Source organism: Alkalihalobacillus sp. NPDC127517, assembly GCF_050276055.1.
GTDB lineage: Bacteria > Bacillota > Bacilli > Bacillales > Bacillaceae_D > Alkalicoccobacillus.
Window position 1 is genome coordinate 195,317 of the sequence record NZ_JBNNQX010000008.1, and the last position, 18,981, is coordinate 214,297.

Consider the following 18,981-nt stretch of genomic DNA (forward strand, 5'->3'; position numbering starts at 1 on the left):
GAAGGAGAACCTGAGACTCCTACGGAACAGAACGTGGTGAAGACACTGTAGCGGTTGGTTTCCCGCGAGAGGGGCTGGGGCCGTTCTTGTGGGTGCGAAGGATTCTCCTGTAGCGGAATTTGTGCTATGTTTGTGTTTTGCTATCCATATCAATGTTATGCCTCGCCCTCTTTTGGGTCTATAACTAAAAAATAGCCTTTGCCATCAACTAGATGACAAAGGCCGTTTTAAGACGTAACAAGCTAGTCTCTATTTTATTATGGATCAATTTGCTCCCTGAACACCTGCACTGCCTCATCCTCATTCATCGCTTCGAGCTCCTCTTGACTTAACGAGCCAGAGCCTTCTTCAACGATAAAGACATCTAGATCCTTTTTGCCCCATCGCTCATATACATCATCCACTGTATGATAGTATAAATCGATTTTGTTTCCTTTGATCGCAGAACCAGTATCTGCCACTACTCCATATCCATATCCAGGAATATAAAGAACGGTCCCGATTGGGAAAACAGATGTATCTGCAGCAATGGTTGAAAAAACATCTCGTGTAACAGGTACACCTGAATATGTAATACCGTACGCTGTATCACCAGGAACCTTTCCTGTCGATTCGTACCCTGCTGTATAACCAGTAGCTTCAACGTGATGCGTTGGATACTTTGACCAATCTTCTGATTCATCAAGATCCTTCTCACCTTGAGCATGTGCTTCAACTCTATCCGATAACGTTGCATGTGCAGTCTCATAACGAGGCAGAGTTTTCTCTTGTAAAAACACTTGTTTGTGTTCGTACTCTCCCGCTTTGTAGGTTACGTCTTTTGCTTTCATAACCTCTGATTGAAACCACGTGTTCACCTGACTCGCTTCTACTCCTGATACCGTTGTGAAGGTTGCCCATATAGCACTTATGAGCAATAAGCTCATCACAATTCGAATTGTATTCATTCCTGTATGACGCCGTTTTGGGCTATTCAAGAATATTCACTCCTCTCACAAAACAGCTTCTCCAAAATTTAGAAGAAGTATTCATAAGAGAGAGTGAGGTCGTTAGAACATTTGGTAGCCTCTAACACGTAACATTTTAATAACAATTCCAGCAATAATAGAACCAATCATTCCAAACGTTAATACGAGATGGTCGACTATTTTTAAGTTAATCAACGCACTCCCTAAATTTTGTAGCTCAAGAATCGGTTGAGTTAAGTAACTTCCAAACGGACTTTGGTTCACAATAATCAGTACAACGAGTGGATAGATAAAGGCCATCAACCACGTTGAACGAAGCAACATATTTAATAAGAAACCGATTCCAAAAAACATCACTAAAAAGATTAGCATCGAAATTACTAGCTGGGGTATATTCATTCATTCCTCACTCCTTGTCTGCTTCTATAGTTTACATAAATGAATGAAACACCGTCAATCCAATGTTAGAAGAAACATTGAAAGAGGATGAGACATAACAATGATGTGGATAGCTAAAAACGAACATAGCACAATATCCGCTACAGGAGAATCCTTCGCTTGTTTTAATAAAATCACGAATGGCGAATGATTCGATAGTAGAATCATTCGCCATTTTCGTATTGATCTTTAGTTATGTCACAGGTTCTCATTAAACATAATTACTAATTAAAATGGCTTCTTCCCTTTTTTAAGGGTAAGTCCAACTCCACCTAACATAAACAGGTAGCGGTTATCAATCATTTTCTTCATGAAGTTTGCTGTACCACCGTAAAGCTTACGTGAGCCGACAGCACCGATTGCTTCTTTTCCTCCGAGAGATGCCACTGTACCTTTAATGTCTGGTTTAAAGGTTTTAAGTTGTCCACCACCGTTTACCAATGATTGAAGGTTGCTCGCACATACTTCAGCCATCTGCATCGCAATTTGCGCAGTTGGTGGGTACGGACGATTGATTTCTTCATTGATGATCAGCGCACAGTCACCAATAATAAAGACATCATCATGACCTGGTGCACGAAGATCAGGTTCAACTTTAATACGACCACGCATGTTGTCAAAACCAGAACGTTCGATAATAGAGCTTCCGCGTACTCCTGTAGCCCAAACAACAGTTGATGCTTTAATCTCTTCACCTTCACCAACAACCACTCCAGAAGCTGTTACTTCCTTAATTGGTGTATTGATTTTAAATTCAACTCCGCGACTCTCTAAGAGGTTCATTGCGTATTCAACGAGTTCAGGGTCAAATCCAGGCAGTGCTGAAGGGGCTGCTTCTACTACATACAGCTTCACTTGATCACGTGCGATATCATATTGTTTACAAAGCTCAGGTACTCGTTCGGATAATTCTCCAATAAACTCAATACCTGTGAATCCGGCTCCAGCTACAACAAACGTTAAAAGTCCTTCTTCTTTCTCTACTTGATTGTTGTATTTTGCGAAACAGTTATCAATATGATCTTTAATTTGTCTTGCGCCATTCACAGTCCATTTACTATAAGCATGTTCCTTTACGCCAGGAACACCAAACGTTTCAGCCTCTGCACCAAGTCCAACTACAAGGTAGTCATAGTCTAATTCGCCGTCCTTGAGAACAACCTTTTTGTCCTCAGTCTTAATTTCAACTACTTCATCTTGTACAAAGTTCACTTTGCGGAAGTCTACTACACTATTGATTGGCATTCTTGTTCGCTCTGGCTGCATTGTTCCAGCCGCAGGTTCATGCAACCAAGTTGTTTGATAGTGGTAATCATGCTTGTTTACTAGTGTAATTTTTGCTTCATTGTCTCCCATTTTCTTTTGGAGTCTTGTTGCAGTTATCATTCCACCGTACCCAGCACCAAGAATAACAATATGTGGCTTATTCACAGTATCACGTCCATTGATATATTTTTTGTCAGTCTAAACTTTGTGATCCATTTCACGAACTTATATACAGACATACATTCGTCTAAAAATAGACACAAATTATCTACATCCTATGATATGTGTTTTCTCTAGACTTTTCAACATTTTTCGTGCGATTTATGAAAGATCTTCTGACATTCATTTGCCCTCTTTCTTAACGTATAAAAAAGATGATCAAAATATGAATGAAAAAGATTCTCATTCTTTGTTTTTCCTATGAACTAAAGCTATAATGGGTAAGGCAGATATTAATTCGGAGGTGTCCATAGTATGTCAGAGCAAGAAGAGTTATATGACATTACCATTATCGGAGGAGGGCCAACTGGTTTATTCGCTGCTTTTTACGCGGGGATGCGTAAAGCAAAAGTGAAAATCATTGAAAGCATGCCGCAAATAGGCGGACAGCTTTCAGCTCTTTATCCTGAAAAATATATATACGACGTAGCAGGGTTTCCAAAGGTTAAAGCACAGGATCTTGTTGAGCAGTTAACCATTCAAGCGCAGCAATTTAATCCTGATATTGTTCTAGAACAAGCTGTTAAACACCTAACTAAACAGGAAGATGAGACGTTTATTATCGAAACGGATAAAGAAACTCATTATTCTAAGGCGATTATCATTACTGCTGGTGCTGGTGCATTCCAACCTCGTCGCCTTCAATTAGAAGGAGCAGAAGCATTCGAATCAACTAATCTTCATTACTTTATTAAAGACCTTAATGCATTTGCAGGCAAACGAGTTGTCGTACTTGGTGGAGGAGACTCTGCTCTTGACTGGTCACTTATGCTTGAGCCCCTTGCTAAGGAAGTAACGATTGTTCACCGTAGAGATAAGTTCCGTGCTCATGAGCATAGCGTACAGCTCTTAGAAGAATCCAACGTGAATATAATGACTCCTTATGAGATTACTGGATTAAATGATGAGAATGGGGTCATCAAGCAGGTAGAATTAAGTGAAGTAAAAGGAGAAGGTAAACAAACCATTGATGTGGATGCACTAATCGTAAACTATGGTTTTGTTTCCTCATTAGGACCCATTAAAGAATGGGGTCTTGAGATTGAGAAGAATTCCATTGTTGTTAATTCCAAGATGGAAACAAACATCAAAGGCATCTACGGAGCTGGAGACATTTGTACGTATGATGGTAAAGTTAAATTAATCGCTACTGGCTTTGGTGAAGCACCAACTGCCGTTAATAATGCAAAAGCATATATTGATCCAAAAGCCCGTCTACACCCGGGACACAGTACTAGTCTTTTTTAAATTTATACAAAAAAAGAGCTCAGGACATAACATAAATGTGGATAGCAAAACACGAACATAGCACAATTTCCGCTACAGGAGAATCCCTCGCTTTCCGCGGATACGGCCTCAGCCCCTTCCGCGGAAAAGGCACCGCTACAATGTCTTCACCACGTATTTTACCGCAGGAGTCTCGGGTTCTCCTTCCGCTTGTTCAAATAAAATCACGAAAGGCGAATGATTCTGCAATTGAATCATTCGCCTTTTCAAATTGATTTTTAGTTATGTCCCAGCCTCTTACATCAATTCTTTTACTAAAGGATGAGATTCCTCAAGTCCTGTGACTTGGAGCAGTGTGTCTTTTTTCCCTTTTTCCTTTAGAAGCTTTTGTAATTCTTGGCTCTCTGTATCGTCACTGACGTCGAAGGCTAATGCGGCATTAATAGCTTCAATTAACACAGTTGGGACTTGCCCTTGTTCCATTAACATTCTAGCAGGTTTTACTAAACGGTCGTTAAATCCTAATTTTCGAATAGGTCCTCTTCCTACTCGGACAATATCATCCGACAAGTAAGGATTTTCAAAACGGTTAATAATTTTTAAGATGTAAGCTTCATGTTCTGATTGATTAAAGCCGTATTCTTTTATAAGAACAAGTTTTGTCTCATTTAAGCCGTTGACCACTTTTTGCTTGACCTCATTATCATCCATCGCTTCTTTAATCGTTGTAAGCCCTTTTTGGTATCCAAAGTAAGCAGCTAGTGCGTGTCCTGTATTTACTGTAAACAATTTGCGCTCTATGAAAGGAATCAAATCATCGACATATGTGACCCCTTCAATTGAGGAATTGTTGCCTTTTAGTGATGGCTTCTCGACCACCCATTCAAAAAATGGCTCAACTGAAACAGCCAACAGGTCTTCATTTTTCTGATTCGGGACAATACGATCTACTGCTGCATCAGCAAAACCTGTTTGTTCTAGTACCGTAGCCCACTCTGCTTCAGAGAGTAGATCCTTTGTGTATTCAGCTAAAGTTGAAGTGGCACGAATGGCATTTTCACATGCGATTACATCTACAGGCCCAGCTTCAGGCGATCGTTTGGTAAGACCTTTGGCCAAGACAGGAGCAATGAACTTTAAGATCGTTGGTCCAACTGCAGTTGTAATTAAATCAGCCGTTGCTAACTCCTCTATTAAAGCGGCTTCGTCTTCATTACTGTTCAAACCGCGAACACCTGTAATGTGCTCCTTGCCACCTTCTTCACTCGCAAGTGTTACTGTGTATTCATTGCGTACATTAAGTTCATTAATGATTGCCTCATTCACATCCGCAAAAATAACTTCATAACCGGCTCTATTTAAAAGGGCGCCAATAAAACCACGCCCAATATTCCCTGCTCCAAAATGAACAGCCTTCATTATTCATTCACCTCTGAGAAAAATGATAATACCTCTTCAGATGACTTAGATTCTAAAAGCTTTTCAACATTTTCTTCTTCAGAACATGCAATCGCAATTTTTGAAAGAATGTCTAAGTGCTCATTTCCTTTACCTGCAATTCCAATAACAATTCGAACGTCATTACCGTCCCAGTCAATTGGATGATCGTATAGAAGGATCGAGATTCCCGATTCCTTTACTTCCCCTTTAGCCTCTTCTGTACCATGAGGGATCGCAAGCATGTTCCCCATAAATGTAGAAGTTAACTCTTCACGATCGTGCATTTTTGCTACGTATTCACTAGTCACATATCCACGATCAGCAAGCAGCGTACCTGCCTCCTCAATCGCTTCTTTTTTACTTTTTGCTTGTGCACCTACTACAATATTGTCTTGTTTCAGAATTGAATTTGTCATGGTTTAAGCACTCCTTTTTGTACTAGCTTTTGTATATATTCAAAACAATGTTGACTAAGCAGCTTCTTAATCTCCCCCGCATCTCCATTTTCCATCGAATGCGTGTGCTCTTCACTTGAGATAAGCATCACACTTAGGCTACTAAGTAAATCAAGCAGCTGCTGATTCGCATGACTTGGGGCGAGCATTAAGATGACTCTTTTTACAACAATAGGCTTATCACCCATTGATGCAAGTGGCTCTTCTGCATCTAGTCGAATCATTGTAAAGACCGGTTTTAACACGTGCTCTGTTCGCGTATGAAATAACGCTAAATGTGTGTCAGGTATGCCAAGCCCACCCAACCGCTCCCTTTGCAGGAGTGCCTCAAAAACGGGTACTGCATCTGCAAGGCTTCCAGACTGCTCGAGCTCCGTACAAAGATGTGCAAGAGCTTCGTCCATTACTTTACCCGGATTCAATGAAAATGAATCTAAAATCTGCGTAATATCAGTACTTAACGAGGCTAATTCCTCGAAAAATGTAGCAGCGATCTGTTTGGTTTCCATTCGTTTTTGTTTAAATGCAGAACGACTCACGATCGGTCGTTTCTGCCCGATAAGTTGAACTTGCTTTCGAATTTGTTCCGTTTCTTCCTTAGATAAAAATGGCTTCACTAAAAAGTAAGGTTCATCCTGAGGCAAAGGAATCGTTGAAATGATTAGATCATAAAACCGTGCTTCTTGTTTATTAAAATCAAATAAAGATACTTGATCAATCTGTGCAATTTCAGGGAATTCCTTTTCCAGGCGACTCGCTAAAAGCTTTGAGGAACCAATACCGCTAGAGCAGATAACAATGGCTTTAAGCGGTGTATGCTGGTTTTGACGCTCAATGGCTGAGCCAAAGTGCATGACAAGAAATCCGATCTCTTCTTCCGGGATGGATAAAGGATCAAATACGTTCTTTGCTACATCCTTAACCGCTTCATAAAGGGCTGCATCGTTTTGTCTAATCCGTTCGAGTAAAGGGTTATGAATTTTCATTCCATGATTCATCCGATATAAAGCAGGTTCAAGATGCGAAATAAGCCCTGGATAAAGGGACTCGTCATCGAACACGACATTCAGTTTACTCTCCATCTGTTTAATCATTCGATCCGCATAATAAGAAAGCTCAGTGTACTCTTCGTTATTAAAAAGATGATAGTCGCGTTGAATCTTTGCACCACGTAAGTGCATGACAATGTAACCAATTTCTTCTTCAGGAATCGTAATAGAAAAGAGATCTTCTAATGAATGAGCCAATGCTTTTGCTAAACCATAAACGGGTTCTTGCTGAAGAGCTTGTAAATGATCCGCATCCATTTGGACGTTCTCTCCTTGTTGGATGCGTTCTATTGCAAGAGCCAGGTGAACAACGAGACCAATATAAGATGTATCAGCCATTTGTCCATTGGAATGTGTTCGAAGATCCTCAACTGCTGCTTGAACCTGCTGTATTTTTTTCGGATCAACTATCCCAAGCAGACGATCTGATATCGACTTTGTTAAAGTATGATCAGCCGACTCTGAATGAAAGGAGTGAAAAAAGGAGCTTTCACTTATATTCTCAGTAATCAAGCTACTTAAACTTCTCCGTATATCTGTCTCTGACCCTTCTACTTCTACTCCATATCCCCTGCGTCTAATTAATGTTAAATGAAATGAAGATAGCCATTCTTCGACTTTCGTCAAATCATGGCTGACTGTTGCAACTGTTACATTCAATTCATCGGCAAGCGTAAATAATTTGATCGGTTCCTGCTTCTCAAGAAGAGCAACAAGTAAAAGCAGCTGTCGTTCCTCAGGTGTATAATCACTTGGCTCCATAGAAGACAACTCAGTTTTCAGTTCCTGAATACTCTGATCATCACCAAGTAAATGGAAACCTTTATTTGTGTCCTTTTTGAGTGTAAGACGATGTTCACTTAAAATACTGCCGAGTCCCTTTAAATCACGTTGGACGGTTCTCGTACTTACATCGAGGATGGAGGCTAGTTCATGTAGATCATGTGGACTTTGTTCATTAAGCAAAAGCTTTAACAATTGCCTTTCTCTGGCCGGAATATACACGATCACTAGCCTCCTCTCTTTGCCATTTTATTTTAAGCGATCAATTAACTCATCGTACTTAGGACTATTCATAAAGTTTTCAACAGAAATATGCTCAGCATTAGGCTGCTTAGTCTTTGCTCGTTCTGTTAAATCCTTATGAGTGACAACGACATCTGCATCGTCTGGAATGTTTGAAATGGACGTGTTTGAAACAGCCACATCAAGATTTGCTTTCTTTACTTTATTTTTAAGGATAGAAGCACCCATTGCACTTGATCCCATTCCTGCATCACACGCGAAGATGATCTTTTGAATATCTTCTTTTGATTTCTGACCAGCACTCACTTCTGATGGTTCTGTTGTTTCACCATGACTATTCTTTAGCTCTTCAATGATTTCATTGTAGCGCGGACTATTCATAAAGTTATCAACAGAAACGTGGATTGCGTCGCCTTTTTTAGTCTTTGCACGATCTGTTAAGTCTTTGTGAGTAATGACTAGATCAGCATCGTCAGGGATGTTTGAGATTGATGTATTTGTTACCTCTGTATCAAGGTTTGCTTTCTTCACACGATCGCGCATGATGGAAGCCCCCATCGCACTTGAACCCATTCCTGCATCACAAGCAAAAACAATTTTGTTTACATGAGCGTAAGAATTAGTATGTCCCTCTGTTGCTTCAGTAGCTGTTAGAGAAGAAGAGACGTTACTCTTTTTGCCCTTCATTGCTTCCATTTTGCCTGTTGCTTCCGCAATGTCGTCTTCGCCTTTGCGATCGAGTTTAAGGATTAAAGATGCAATGGCGAATGATACGGCTGTGGCTGCGAGTACACCTAGGAGAACATTAATTCGATCACCCGGATACGCCAAACCTATAATAGGTAAAATACTTCCTGGTGATGCTGGACTTACAAGACCTACATTTAACAAGTCAAAAACGAATACACCCGTCATTCCGCCAAATATTACAGCTAGGAACATAAGTGGTTTCATTAAAACATAAGGGAAATAGATTTCATGAATCCCTCCAAAGAAGTGAATCAAACCAGCTCCGTAAGATGACGCTTTTGAAGCACCTTTACCGAAGATCATGAATGCAAGTAATACCCCGAAACCAGGACCTGGATTTGCTTCCAGAAGATAAAATATGGACTTCCCACTTTCTCTTACTTGTTCAATAGAAATCGGAGTAAGAATTCCGTGATTAATGGCGTTATTTAAGAACATAACTTTAGCAGGCTCAATAAAAATACTTGCTAGAGGAAGTAAATTACGCTCAATGATTGCTTGCGCTCCTAGCCCCATAACCGTTGTTAAACCTGAAACGAGTGGTGCTACAGCTAGCGATCCGAAACATGCTAAAATTGCAGCTAAAATACCTGCGGAGAAGTTATTAACAAGCATTTCAAATCCTTGTCTTACTTTCCCATCTAATGCCTGGTCAACCTTTTTAATTAAATAACCACCAAGTGGACCCATAATCATCGCTCCGATAAACATCGGAACATCTGTAGCAGCGATAACCCCCATTGCCGCGGTTGCACCAACAACCCCGCCTCGGAAATCATGAATCATTCGACCACCTGTAAAAGCAATTAATAATGGTAGAAGATAAGTGATCATTGGTCCAACCATTGCATTTAAGAATGAAACGGACTCAGCCTGTGAACTACTCTCACCATAATAGGATATTACACCTGCACTAATCGCAGTGATAATCCCCCATGCAATAAATGCACCGATATTCGGCATAATCATGCTACTAAGATTACTACCGAACTTTTGAACCTTTGAACGAATGCTGGTCTTTTCTGCCATCATTGTTCCTCCTTTTTCTATATAAAAATAAATAAATGCGATTCTTATATCTAGTTTAATCGCTTGAAAACGCTTCATTCAACCAATTGTTCACACAAATTCGTCACAATTAAGCGCGACAACATTTAATAAGTCCTGTAATATGTACCTTCCTTACGTTTCCCTATCACTCTCAAAACAAACATTAAAAAGACCATTTAACAAATAGCTGTTAAATGGTCTCTTTTCATCTATTCAAAAGTGCCTTAGCAATCTCCTGGTGTACCAGCATTTGCAGCTGTTCTAAATGATGTACCGCAACCACATGAAGCGATGGCATTTGGATTATCAATGGTGAATCCTCCACCCATCATGTTTTGCTTATAATCAATCACCAATCCTTTTATGACCGGTGCACTTTCTTCATCAACCAAAACGGACAATCCATTAATCTCAAACTTCTGATCTTCAGGAGCCTGTTCATTATCAAAACCCATGCCATAGGAAAGACCGCTGCATCCGCCACCTTTTACGCCTACGCGTAGCATCAACGAATGGTCTTCTTCGGCTTTCATCATCTCTTTAATATGCCCAACCGCTGCATCTGTTAATGTAATCATGGTCATCCTCCTATCGTTTTCTCTACATTTATTATAGTACGATAGATACACAATCTCAACCAACTGAACTCTTCTGGGCCATCTTGGTAAAATAACAGGTGTGCAACTTGTCTAATTCCTGACTAAAGTGGAGGACCTCGGGATGGTTAAGACCAAATTTTTCTGCTGCTTCAAGCATTTTTTGCCTCATACGTTCTATTCGTTCTTCAAACGAATCGCTCTGACAAATCCTACACAATATGATCCCCTCTTTTCATAAGGCCATTAAAAAGATAAAGAATTACACCCATTCTACTAAAATATACCTATTAATGCAATTTAATTTACAAAAAATCATTACTGAACCTTAGCGTACCTTTAGTTAAATTCTCCTCAAGTAAGCACAAACCTTTAAATCATAGAACGTGGGTAGTATAATAGTTAAAGATTACACATTTTCATGTTTAGTATATAGATTGTAATCCAGCTGACAGGCTATAGCTGTCAACTAGAGAGCAGGAGATGAATTGGATGAGCATATTGTTAACTGATACAAAGCTTGAAGGTATCAAAGAGAAGGTCTTGCACGGAGAACGTTTAACAATTGAAGATGGTCTATATTTATATGAAACACCTGATCTACTTGGAGTCGCACAGCTTGCTAACCAAGTGAATCTAAAGAAAAACGGGGACAATGTTTATTTTATTCAAAACATGTACATTAACCCAACCAATGTATGTGAAGCTTCATGTAGCTTCTGCGGATTTAAGCGTAAGCCGGGACAAGAAGGTGCTTACACAATGGATTCTGAAGCTTTACTTAAGTATGTTGGCGAACGTTGGAATGAAAACATTCGCGAGTTTCATATTGTTGGAGGGCATAACGTTGAGGTAGGATTTGAATACTACCTTGATACCATCCGCACGTTGAAAAAGCATTATCCATCTGCAACGATTAAAGCATACACTGGAGCTGAAATTGAATTCTTTTCTCGTATTTCAGGTCTAAGCATGAAGGGTGTGCTAGAAGAGCTAATCAAAGCTGGTCTCGATACACTTCCTGGTGGTGGCGCAGAGATTCTAACTGAGAATTATCGCGCGAAGATGAGCCCTGATAAAGCCTCTACTGATCAATGGCTTGAAGCTCATGAAATTGCACACTCATTAGGATTACGCACACATGCAACGATGTTATATGGTTCGATTGAATCGACGGAAGAACGTTTGATTCATATGGATCGTGTCCGTCAGCTGCAGGACCGTACAAATGGATTTATGGTATTCATTCCACTCGCGATGCAGCCTCGTAGTGTGAAAGCAAGCTTAAAACGCAGAACATCTGCATTTGATGATATGCGTACTCTTGCAATCAGTCGTTTAATGCTTGATAACTTTGATCATATTAAAGCGTACTGGATCAACATCGGTGTTCAATTAACACAGATGGCGCTGACATTTGGTTCAAGTGACATTCATGGAACGCTAATTGAGGAGCGTATTTCTCACTCTGTTGGAGCGCTAACTTCATCAGGTATTACGCGTGATGAATTAATTCACTTAATCAAGAGTGCAAACAAAACACCAATTGAGCGTGACACGTTCTATAATGTAGTTAAGACGTACTAATCGAAAAAGCGCAGTGGCCAGTAGCCATTGCGCTTCTTTATTTTGTGATCCATTCACCTTCAAAAATGGTTTCAGCCGCCCCGTTCATCAAGACCTCTCCATTATCTAACCATGTGATAAATAAGTCCCCACCTAATAAGTGAACGGTCACTTCTTTGTCACGAGGAGAGTGACCATTTAGTACAGCAGCGACAACTGCCGCACACGCTCCGGTCCCACACGCTTGGGTGATACCAGTGCCGCGTTCCCACACTCTAAAATGAAGCTCATCTTCCTTTAATACTTGAACATATTCAACGTTTACCCACTCTGGAAAGCGCTCATGTCTTTCTAGTGATGGTCCTACCTGCATTAACGGAATGGAATGTATATCCTCTGTAAAAATCACGGCATGAGGATTGCCCATCGATACCGCTGTGACATCTACACTTAACTCCCCAAGATCAATTGATTCATTCATTACTTGATCAACAGCCGCTCCAATCATCGGAATCTCAGATCGACTCAGTCTTGGTTTACCCATATTTACCGTAACAGTTGGCACTTGATTGGCCTCATCTGGATGAACCGTTGCTTCAACCAGTCCGCCCTTCGTTTCAATGGTAAATATCGTTTCGTCCACATACCCATGCTCATATGCAAATTTTGCAACACAACGTAGCCCATTTCCACAATTCATCGCTTCGGACCCATCGTTATTAAACACACGCATACTTACCTTTGCCGCATCAGACGGTCCAATCAAAATCATGCCGTCAGAGCCAATGCCTCGGTTTTTATCAGCTAATTGAATTGCAAGCTTAGGCATGGCTTCTTCTGCGATGGACTCTTTAAATAAATCAATATAAATATAGCTGTTACCCAAGCCATGCATTTTTGTAAATTTCATGATGTGCGGTCCTCCCTCAGTGCCTGGTTTGTCCAAAAATAGTCTTCATCCGCCTCGAGAATAATTAAACGTCCGTGACAGCAAGGTAAATTTAATTGTTTCTTAATACCTTCTTTTGCTTCTTCTAGTTCTCTTACTTTCATATGTGTGAGCACTTGATCCTCTCCACAAAAAGGGCACTCGTTTAAATAAATATCCTGGTATTGCTTTTCATACGGCCATGAATGGGAAAACGGAATAACTGGCATACTGTGACCTCCCGGTAGATTCGTAAAAAAACTTCTAGTATCCACTAGAAGTCGCAAGTTAGAACATTGGGTTCTCTTCAAGAAATACGTATATATTTGTAACGAGTTCATCAGCTGTTTCGCCCGAGACGTACTCACCATTTACAAGAGCAAATGGCTCCATCGCACAGGCCCCACAATGACTTAAGCACCCGTAATCAACAATATCTAAATTAGGATCTTTTTCAAGCTGTTCCATCGCGCTTTGTGAGACACTTGCTAAATTGCTGAAACAGAACTCTATAATTGGTCTCATGTCTTCACCTCAAATTTCTACCTATAGACTACCTTCTAGGAAAAAAGAAGTCAACGACTAGAAACTAATGTCGAAATCAACCTTGTTTTCTCATAAAATCGTCTGTATAATTTAAAAATGACCGGGGTCATTTAAGGAGAGAATGAAGTGAAACAAGTTAAAAAGGTAGAAACCAAAGAAAAAATTGAAAACGCTGCAATTGCTCTTTTTAGAGAGAAAGGGTTTGATCGTACAACCGTTCAGGAAATTACATCAGCCGCCCATGTAGCAAAAGGAACCTTTTTTAACTACTTTCCGACAAAAGATTCCATCATGCACTCCCTTGCCAAAGAACGACTAACAAGTGTGATGAAGCATATCCAACAATATCCCAGAAATCAGTTACAGCTGTCTAACCGCATTCATTCGTATTTATATTTTATTCTTGATGAGTATGACCAGCACCCTACGTTAACGATTCAAATGTGGAAATTCGTTGTAGACAGTGAGCATTTGCTCTTATCTCACTGGCGTGAATTGCTTCTGGAAGCACTAAACAAACAAGAGCTGACCCCTGGAACGGACATAGAGCTTTGGGCACATATCATCCATTCTCATGTGTCGTACGGAATACAATTATATGCAAAAGAACCCACACGGATCCGATTATTAACTCGCGTAATGGCATTGGTCGAAGCAAGCTTGTCTGCCGTTATGGTGAAAAGGAGTAAACCCCACATGGAAAAATTAGTGATTCTTGGAGCTGGGTATGGCGGTATGCGTGTGATGCAACGCCTTCTACCCAACGACCTTCCTGACAATGTTGAAATCACATTGATTGACCGCTTGCCGTACCATTGCTTAAAAACAGAATATTATGCTCTTGCAGCCGGAACAGCTGCGGATCATCATTTGCGTGTAGCCTTTCCAGAAGACTCTCGCCTAAAAGTTAAATATGCTAACATTGACTCCATTGAGCTTGAGGATAAAAACATTGTTCTCGACAGTGGCGAATCCGTCCCATTCGATAAGTTAATTGTTGGTCTCGGATGTGAGGACAAGTACCACGGTGTACCTGGTGCAAAAGAAAACGCTTATAGCATTCAAACAATGGAAGCCACTCGCAAAACGTACGAAGCCCTAAATAACGTTCGACCTGAAGGAGTCGTATCGATTGTTGGAGGTGGACTGAGCGGCGTAGAGCTAGCAAGTGAGCTTCGTGAAAGTAGACCAGATCTCACTATCAAGCTCTTCGACCGAGGTGAAATGATCTTATCCTCTTTCCCTAAAAAGCTTAGTACCTACGTACAAGGCTGGTTTGAGGATCACGGCGTAGAGATTGTGAACAAATCAAACATCACAAAAGTAGAACCGAATGCTATCTACAATCATGACGAACGCGTTGATGTTGACGCCGTCATTTGGACTGCAGGAATCCAACCCGTTAAAGTGGTGCGCGATCTAGATGTCGCTAAAGACTCTTCTGGACGCGTTGAATTAACGCCACAGCATTTCCTTCCTGGAAACGAAGACGTTTTCGTAGTAGGTGACTGTGCGAGCCTGCCTCATGCTCCAAGTGCTCAACTCGCAGAGGGGCAGGCCGAACAAATTGTACAAATCCTGAAAGCTCAATGGAACAACGAAACCTTACCAACAGAGCTTCCTAAAATAAAACTAAAAGGAGTTCTTGGCTCCCTCGGCAAAAAGCATGGCTTTGGCCTAATGGGCGAACGCACATTGCTCGGACGAGTACCGCGCGTACTCAAAAGTGGCGTGCTTTGGATGTACAAGTATCACTCCGGTTGATCAACGAGAGAGTAGCAGATGATGTCTGCTGCTTTTTTTTGTGTGGATAAGGGAGGGGAGGGGGTCTTGGTTAGGTGCTGGTTCTTCTTGCTGTGCTCTAGAAAGGTCTTATTATCTGGAGTGTCGGCTTGGTATTGAGCGTCGCTTCTTGGTATATCAGCCTTTCTCCTTGGTATGAGGGGGCTTTTCTTGCTGGCGCTCCCTCTCCTCTTGCTATTTTCTGCCTTCTACTTAGTAACGCTCTGGCCTTCTTGTTAAATTTTTTTGAGGTCTTGGTGTTCCTCCCACTCTTCTTGCTAACACTTATGTTCTTGATTAGGTCATAATTCATCTTGCTGTGCTCCTGTAAGCTCTTGGTATCCTCTCCGATCTCCTTGCTATCGGGGCTCTGTTCTTGGTGATGGGCAGGGTTTTCTTGCTATCAGGAGCTAAATCTTGCTTGCACCCCCTCTCCTCTTGTTATTTTCTGCGTTCTTCTTAGTAACGCTCTGGCCTTCTTGTTAAATTTTCAAAAGGTCTTGGTGTTCCCCTCACTCTTCTTGCTAACACTACAGTTCTTGTTTAGGTCGTGATTCTTCTTGCTATGCCCCTGAACGTACTTGCTCCTCCGCATATACTTCCCGCTGAGGCACCAATCCCACTACTTCTCTACATAAAAAAGCCACGATCTACATCGCGGCTTCCACTTTGGCTGAGACGGTTTTTAAGTTTGGGTTACCTTCTGCGATGACCTCGCCGTTTAGCACAAGGAGGGGGTAAAAATATTCGTCATTTAAGATTGCTTCAGAAAAGGACTGGTGCTCTTCGTTATCAGTGGGTTGTTCGATGTCTACGTAGTGAACGTCTAGGTCTGCGTTCGGAAATTTGCGTTTGAGTGCAGCTTCTAGCCATTCCTTAGTTTCAATTGCGCTTGGCAGGTGTACACAGCTTGCGCACTTTTGTTCTGCTCCGTATATTGTAAGTTGAATTCCGATCATTCTCACTTCCTCTCCTATAAAGCGTACCGAATAATGTGAAAAGATTCAATTAAAGAATTTGCATCATCCTAAGGAGAATGAGAACTTTTCTCGAAAAATACGTCAAGATCATGGATTTTTTCTGCTATGACGATTATAATAGGGTCAGAAAGGAGTGTTGACCCATGGAAACAAGTACTGATATGTTAGAAGAAGTACAAGAAGTATTGGAGAAGCTTCGTCCTTTTTTACTTCGTGACGGTGGAGATGTTGAGTTAGTAGGTATTGAAGACGGGATTGTTCGTGTTCGTCTACTAGGCGCTTGCGGTTCTTGCCCAAGTTCAACGATTACACTTAAGGCGGGTATTGAACGCGCGCTTCTTGAGGAAGTACCTGGAGTAAAAGAGTTAGAGCAAGTATTTTAATAAAGATGAAACGCCTGGTCCTCGGACCAAGCGTTTTTTTACATCATAAATTGGTCAAACATTTGCTCAGCTGCTTCGTAACTTTCAAAGATGGCATCATCTTCTTCAATGGAGTGATAATAATCATACAGAAGCAATGATAAGATAGATGGATCCATAGGATCTCGTGCGATCGTTGCCTCCTGAATGGTTGCAACAGTTGGTGTGTGAGGGTTTCTATAAATAATATAGACAGATTGACCTTCATAAAGGTTATTAACATTTAACAATCTCATCCACCTCCAGCCTATTTACGTTCAGCCGTAGTGTATGTGATGTTTCTGTCATTTATTCCTTTTTTGTCTAATTATCTATAATAAGTTGAACGCCCTTTTTCGATGGCTTTAATACATCCACTTCAATGCCTTCAAATGCTTGAGTTAATGTGTGAGCTACCTGTACGCCCATGCCTTCTTTTGTGATACAAAGAATGGTTGGTCCCGCTCCGCTTAATGCGGCCCCGTAAATATCCACCTGGGTTTCGGCGAATGTGATGACCTTATCCATAATCGGAATTAACTGTTTACGATACGGTTGATGGTACAGATCACGTGACATCATTTCACCAACGAGCTCCCAATTACCTGTGAGTGCTGCGGCTGTAAGTACATTTCCTACACTACCTGCTTGAACAGCTTCCGAAAAGTCGAGCGACTCTGGCAGTACCCCGCGTGCGGTTTTTGTCAGCACTTCTTCTGTTGGAATAAGAAACACTAAGTCAAGCTTTGGAATTCCAGCTTGAACGACTCGTGTCAAGTCTTGATGATGGGTTCCAATAACTAAACCTCCATAAACAGAGGCTGCTACGTTATCTGGGTGTCCCTCCCAAAGGCTTGCCATACGAGTTTTCTTCTCTGCTGCAACCTCTTCATCAGAGAAGTAACAAGCGAGCTCGATTCCAGCAACAATTGCCGCTGCACTGCTACCTAATCCTCGTGCAAGCGGGATGTTGCTAGTCATTTTCACATGACAAGGCGGAAGACTGCAATTTAATTGTTCAGCCGTCTGTTTAGCTACTTGGTACACTAAATTATCAACACCCGTTGGAATTCCTTTTAAATCTTTTGAGTCAGAAGAAAAATACCAGTCGCCTGCTGTTGTAACCTCTAGTTCAAGGTAACGACTAACAGCAAGACCAATGGAATCAAAGCCTGGTCCCAAATTAGCTGTACTCCCTGGGACCTTAATTTGAAAGGATTGTGCTTCCATTATTGAGTCACACCTTGTTTTAAATGAGCAAGGAATGCGTCTTTTTCATTCGGTAATAGAGTTGGCTTCACTTTGACACTGTCAATTGCTGTGGCAGGATCTTTAAGTCCGTTACCTGTTAATACACAGACAACCTTAGATCCTTGCTTAATTTCACCAGAATCAATTTGTTTTTTCAGTCCTGCTAAAGAGGCAGCTGAAGCTGGTTCACAAAAGACTCCTTCTTTAGTTGCAAGCGCTTGGTAGGCTTCAATAATTTCGTCATCTGTTACAAAATCAATTTTACCGTCTGATTCCTCTACTGCATTAACTGCTTTATCCCAGCTTGCCGGATTTCCAATACGAATGGCTGTTGCAATGGTTTCAGGGTCCTCAATCACTTCGTTACGAACAATGGCCGCTGCTCCTTCTGCTTCAAAGCCTCTCATTTGCGGAAGTCCGGTTCCTTTTGCTTCGTGATATTCTTTAAAGCCTTTCCAGTATGCTGTGATGTTTCCTGCGTTACCAACCGGGATACATAACACATCTGGCGCTTGTCCGAGTGCGTCACACACTTCAAAGGCCGCTGTTTTTTGGCCTTCAATTCGATAAGGATTCACAGAATTCACAAGCGTAATTGGCTCTACTTCACTGATTGAGCGAACGATATCAAGTGCGTGGTCAAAGTTTCCTTGAATTTCAAGAACTTCAGCGCCATACATTACAGCTTGAGCAAGCTTGCCGAGTGCAATTTTGCCCTCTGGGATCACAACGATACAACGGAGTCCCGCACGAGCACCATATGCTGCTGCCGCTGCAGATGTATTTCCGGTAGAAGCACAAATAATTGCTTTACTCCCCTCTTCCTTTGCTTTTGCTACCGCCATCACCATTCCTCTGTCTTTAAACGAGCCAGTTGGATTGGCTCCCTCGTATTTTACGTGGATGTCTACGCCCCACTCCTTAGATAAGCGTTCTAGTGGTACAAGTGGTGTATTCCCCTCTGACAAAGAAAGTGAAGGTGTTTTCTCCGATACTGGTAAAAATTCTGCATATTCTTTAATAAGACCATTCCATTTACTCAT

Annotated in this window: 21 protein-coding genes and 1 pseudogene; 5 read left to right on the forward strand and 17 right to left on the reverse strand. The window is 41.3% G+C overall.

All coding sequences use genetic code 11. The features are described from left to right. Positions 1–257 precede the first annotated feature (257 nt). From spsC to ACQKKO_RS12940, 3 genes are all read right to left on the reverse strand, one after another. Positions 258–977: a stationary phase survival protein SpsC gene (spsC, locus tag ACQKKO_RS12930; protein WP_498647803.1), complete on the reverse strand. Its 720-nt coding sequence runs from the start codon at positions 975–977 to the stop codon at positions 258–260. Between the two features lie 72 nt (positions 978–1,049). Continuing rightward, positions 1,050–1,367, reverse strand: coding sequence for a YuiB family protein (locus ACQKKO_RS12935; protein ID WP_498647806.1), 318 nt, complete (start codon positions 1,365–1,367; stop codon positions 1,050–1,052). Positions 1,368–1,634: 267 nt separating this feature from the next. Then, positions 1,635–2,837, reverse strand: a complete 1,203-nt coding sequence (locus ACQKKO_RS12940) for an NAD(P)/FAD-dependent oxidoreductase (RefSeq protein ID WP_498647807.1) — start codon at positions 2,835–2,837, stop codon at positions 1,635–1,637. A gap of 309 nt (positions 2,838–3,146) precedes the next feature. Between ACQKKO_RS12940 and ACQKKO_RS12945 the strand changes: the two genes are divergently transcribed. Further along, the gene (locus ACQKKO_RS12945; RefSeq protein WP_498647809.1) at positions 3,147–4,139 is read left to right on the forward strand and encodes an NAD(P)/FAD-dependent oxidoreductase; all 993 of its coding nucleotides are present in this window, start codon (positions 3,147–3,149) and stop codon (positions 4,137–4,139) included. A gap of 276 nt (positions 4,140–4,415) precedes the next feature. Here ACQKKO_RS12945 and ACQKKO_RS12950 read toward each other — a convergent pair whose 3' ends face one another. The 6 genes from ACQKKO_RS12950 to ACQKKO_RS12975 form a co-directional block, all read right to left on the reverse strand. Then, positions 4,416–5,537, reverse strand: coding sequence for a mannitol-1-phosphate 5-dehydrogenase (locus ACQKKO_RS12950; RefSeq protein ID WP_498647811.1), 1,122 nt, complete (start codon positions 5,535–5,537; stop codon positions 4,416–4,418). Next, on the reverse strand, positions 5,537–5,974 hold the full coding sequence (locus tag ACQKKO_RS12955) for a PTS mannitol transporter subunit IIA (RefSeq protein WP_498647812.1): 438 nt from the start codon (positions 5,972–5,974) through the stop codon (positions 5,537–5,539). Before ACQKKO_RS12955 ends, ACQKKO_RS12950 begins: the two co-directional genes overlap by 1 nt. Then, positions 5,971–8,067, reverse strand: coding sequence for a BglG family transcription antiterminator (locus tag ACQKKO_RS12960; protein ID WP_498647814.1), 2,097 nt, complete (start codon positions 8,065–8,067; stop codon positions 5,971–5,973). The genes ACQKKO_RS12955 and ACQKKO_RS12960 overlap by 4 nt, the downstream gene beginning before the upstream one ends. A 27-nt stretch (positions 8,068–8,094) precedes the next feature. After that, complete coding sequence (locus ACQKKO_RS12965) at positions 8,095–9,867, reverse strand: PTS mannitol transporter subunit IIBC (RefSeq protein ID WP_498647816.1); 1,773 nt, start codon at positions 9,865–9,867, stop codon at positions 8,095–8,097. Positions 9,868–10,112: 245 nt separating this feature from the next. Further along, positions 10,113–10,466 carry a HesB/IscA family protein gene (locus ACQKKO_RS12970; protein ID WP_498647817.1) on the reverse strand — a complete coding sequence of 118 codons (354 nt, stop codon included), beginning with the start codon at positions 10,464–10,466 and terminating at the stop codon, positions 10,113–10,115. 55 nt (positions 10,467–10,521) lie between these two features. Continuing rightward, positions 10,522–10,704 carry a Spo0E family sporulation regulatory protein-aspartic acid phosphatase gene (locus ACQKKO_RS12975; RefSeq protein ID WP_498647818.1) on the reverse strand — a complete coding sequence of 61 codons (183 nt, stop codon included), beginning with the start codon at positions 10,702–10,704 and terminating at the stop codon, positions 10,522–10,524. 272 nt (positions 10,705–10,976) lie between these two features. On the opposite strand from ACQKKO_RS12975, the gene mqnE reads away from it, so the two are divergent. Continuing rightward, complete coding sequence (gene mqnE / locus ACQKKO_RS12980) at positions 10,977–12,071, forward strand: aminofutalosine synthase MqnE (RefSeq protein WP_498647820.1); 1,095 nt, start codon at positions 10,977–10,979, stop codon at positions 12,069–12,071. Between the two features lie 37 nt (positions 12,072–12,108). On the opposite strand, the gene dapF is transcribed toward mqnE, so the two are convergent. From dapF to ACQKKO_RS12995, 3 genes are read right to left on the reverse strand one after another with little or no spacing between them, the layout of a single operon-like run. Then, entirely contained in the window at positions 12,109–12,960 is an 852-nt protein-coding gene (gene dapF / locus ACQKKO_RS12985) for a diaminopimelate epimerase (RefSeq protein WP_498647822.1), read from the reverse strand. Further along, the gene (locus tag ACQKKO_RS12990; protein ID WP_498647824.1) at positions 12,957–13,208 is read right to left on the reverse strand and encodes a hypothetical protein; all 252 of its coding nucleotides are present in this window, start codon (positions 13,206–13,208) and stop codon (positions 12,957–12,959) included. The genes dapF and ACQKKO_RS12990 overlap by 4 nt, the downstream gene beginning before the upstream one ends. A 58-nt stretch (positions 13,209–13,266) precedes the next feature. After that, the gene (locus ACQKKO_RS12995) at positions 13,267–13,503 is read right to left on the reverse strand and encodes a YuzB family protein (protein ID WP_479827935.1); all 237 of its coding nucleotides are present in this window, start codon (positions 13,501–13,503) and stop codon (positions 13,267–13,269) included. Positions 13,504–13,650: 147 nt separating this feature from the next. Here ACQKKO_RS12995 and ACQKKO_RS13000 point away from each other — a divergent pair. Next, positions 13,651–13,809: pseudogene (locus ACQKKO_RS13000) on the forward strand (TetR/AcrR family transcriptional regulator); the annotation flags it as partial. 411 nt (positions 13,810–14,220) lie between these two features. Next, on the forward strand, positions 14,221–15,288 hold the full coding sequence (locus ACQKKO_RS13005) for an NAD(P)/FAD-dependent oxidoreductase (protein ID WP_498647880.1): 1,068 nt from the start codon (positions 14,221–14,223) through the stop codon (positions 15,286–15,288). A 97-nt stretch (positions 15,289–15,385) separates the two neighbouring features. Here ACQKKO_RS13005 and ACQKKO_RS13010 read toward each other — a convergent pair whose 3' ends face one another. Continuing rightward, entirely contained in the window at positions 15,386–15,619 is a 234-nt protein-coding gene (locus ACQKKO_RS13010; RefSeq protein WP_498647826.1) for a hypothetical protein, read from the reverse strand. A 337-nt stretch (positions 15,620–15,956) separates the two neighbouring features. Beyond that, positions 15,957–16,265, reverse strand: a complete 309-nt coding sequence (locus ACQKKO_RS13015; protein WP_498647827.1) for a YuzD family protein — start codon at positions 16,263–16,265, stop codon at positions 15,957–15,959. Between the two features lie 164 nt (positions 16,266–16,429). On the opposite strand from ACQKKO_RS13015, the gene ACQKKO_RS13020 reads away from it, so the two are divergent. After that, positions 16,430–16,669, forward strand: coding sequence for a NifU family protein (locus ACQKKO_RS13020; RefSeq protein WP_203088335.1), 240 nt, complete (start codon positions 16,430–16,432; stop codon positions 16,667–16,669). Between the two features lie 38 nt (positions 16,670–16,707). Here the strand turns inward: ACQKKO_RS13020 and ACQKKO_RS13025 are convergent, their stop codons facing one another. From ACQKKO_RS13025 to thrC, 3 genes are all read right to left on the reverse strand, one after another. Beyond that, positions 16,708–16,938, reverse strand: a complete 231-nt coding sequence (locus tag ACQKKO_RS13025; protein WP_498647829.1) for a transcriptional regulator SplA domain-containing protein — start codon at positions 16,936–16,938, stop codon at positions 16,708–16,710. Between the two features lie 73 nt (positions 16,939–17,011). After that, complete coding sequence (gene thrB / locus ACQKKO_RS13030) at positions 17,012–17,917, reverse strand: homoserine kinase (RefSeq protein WP_498647831.1); 906 nt, start codon at positions 17,915–17,917, stop codon at positions 17,012–17,014. After that, a complete protein-coding gene (gene thrC / locus ACQKKO_RS13035) occupies positions 17,917–18,981 on the reverse strand; it encodes a threonine synthase (protein ID WP_498647833.1) in 1,065 nt (354 codons plus the stop codon). Before thrC ends, thrB begins: the two co-directional genes overlap by 1 nt.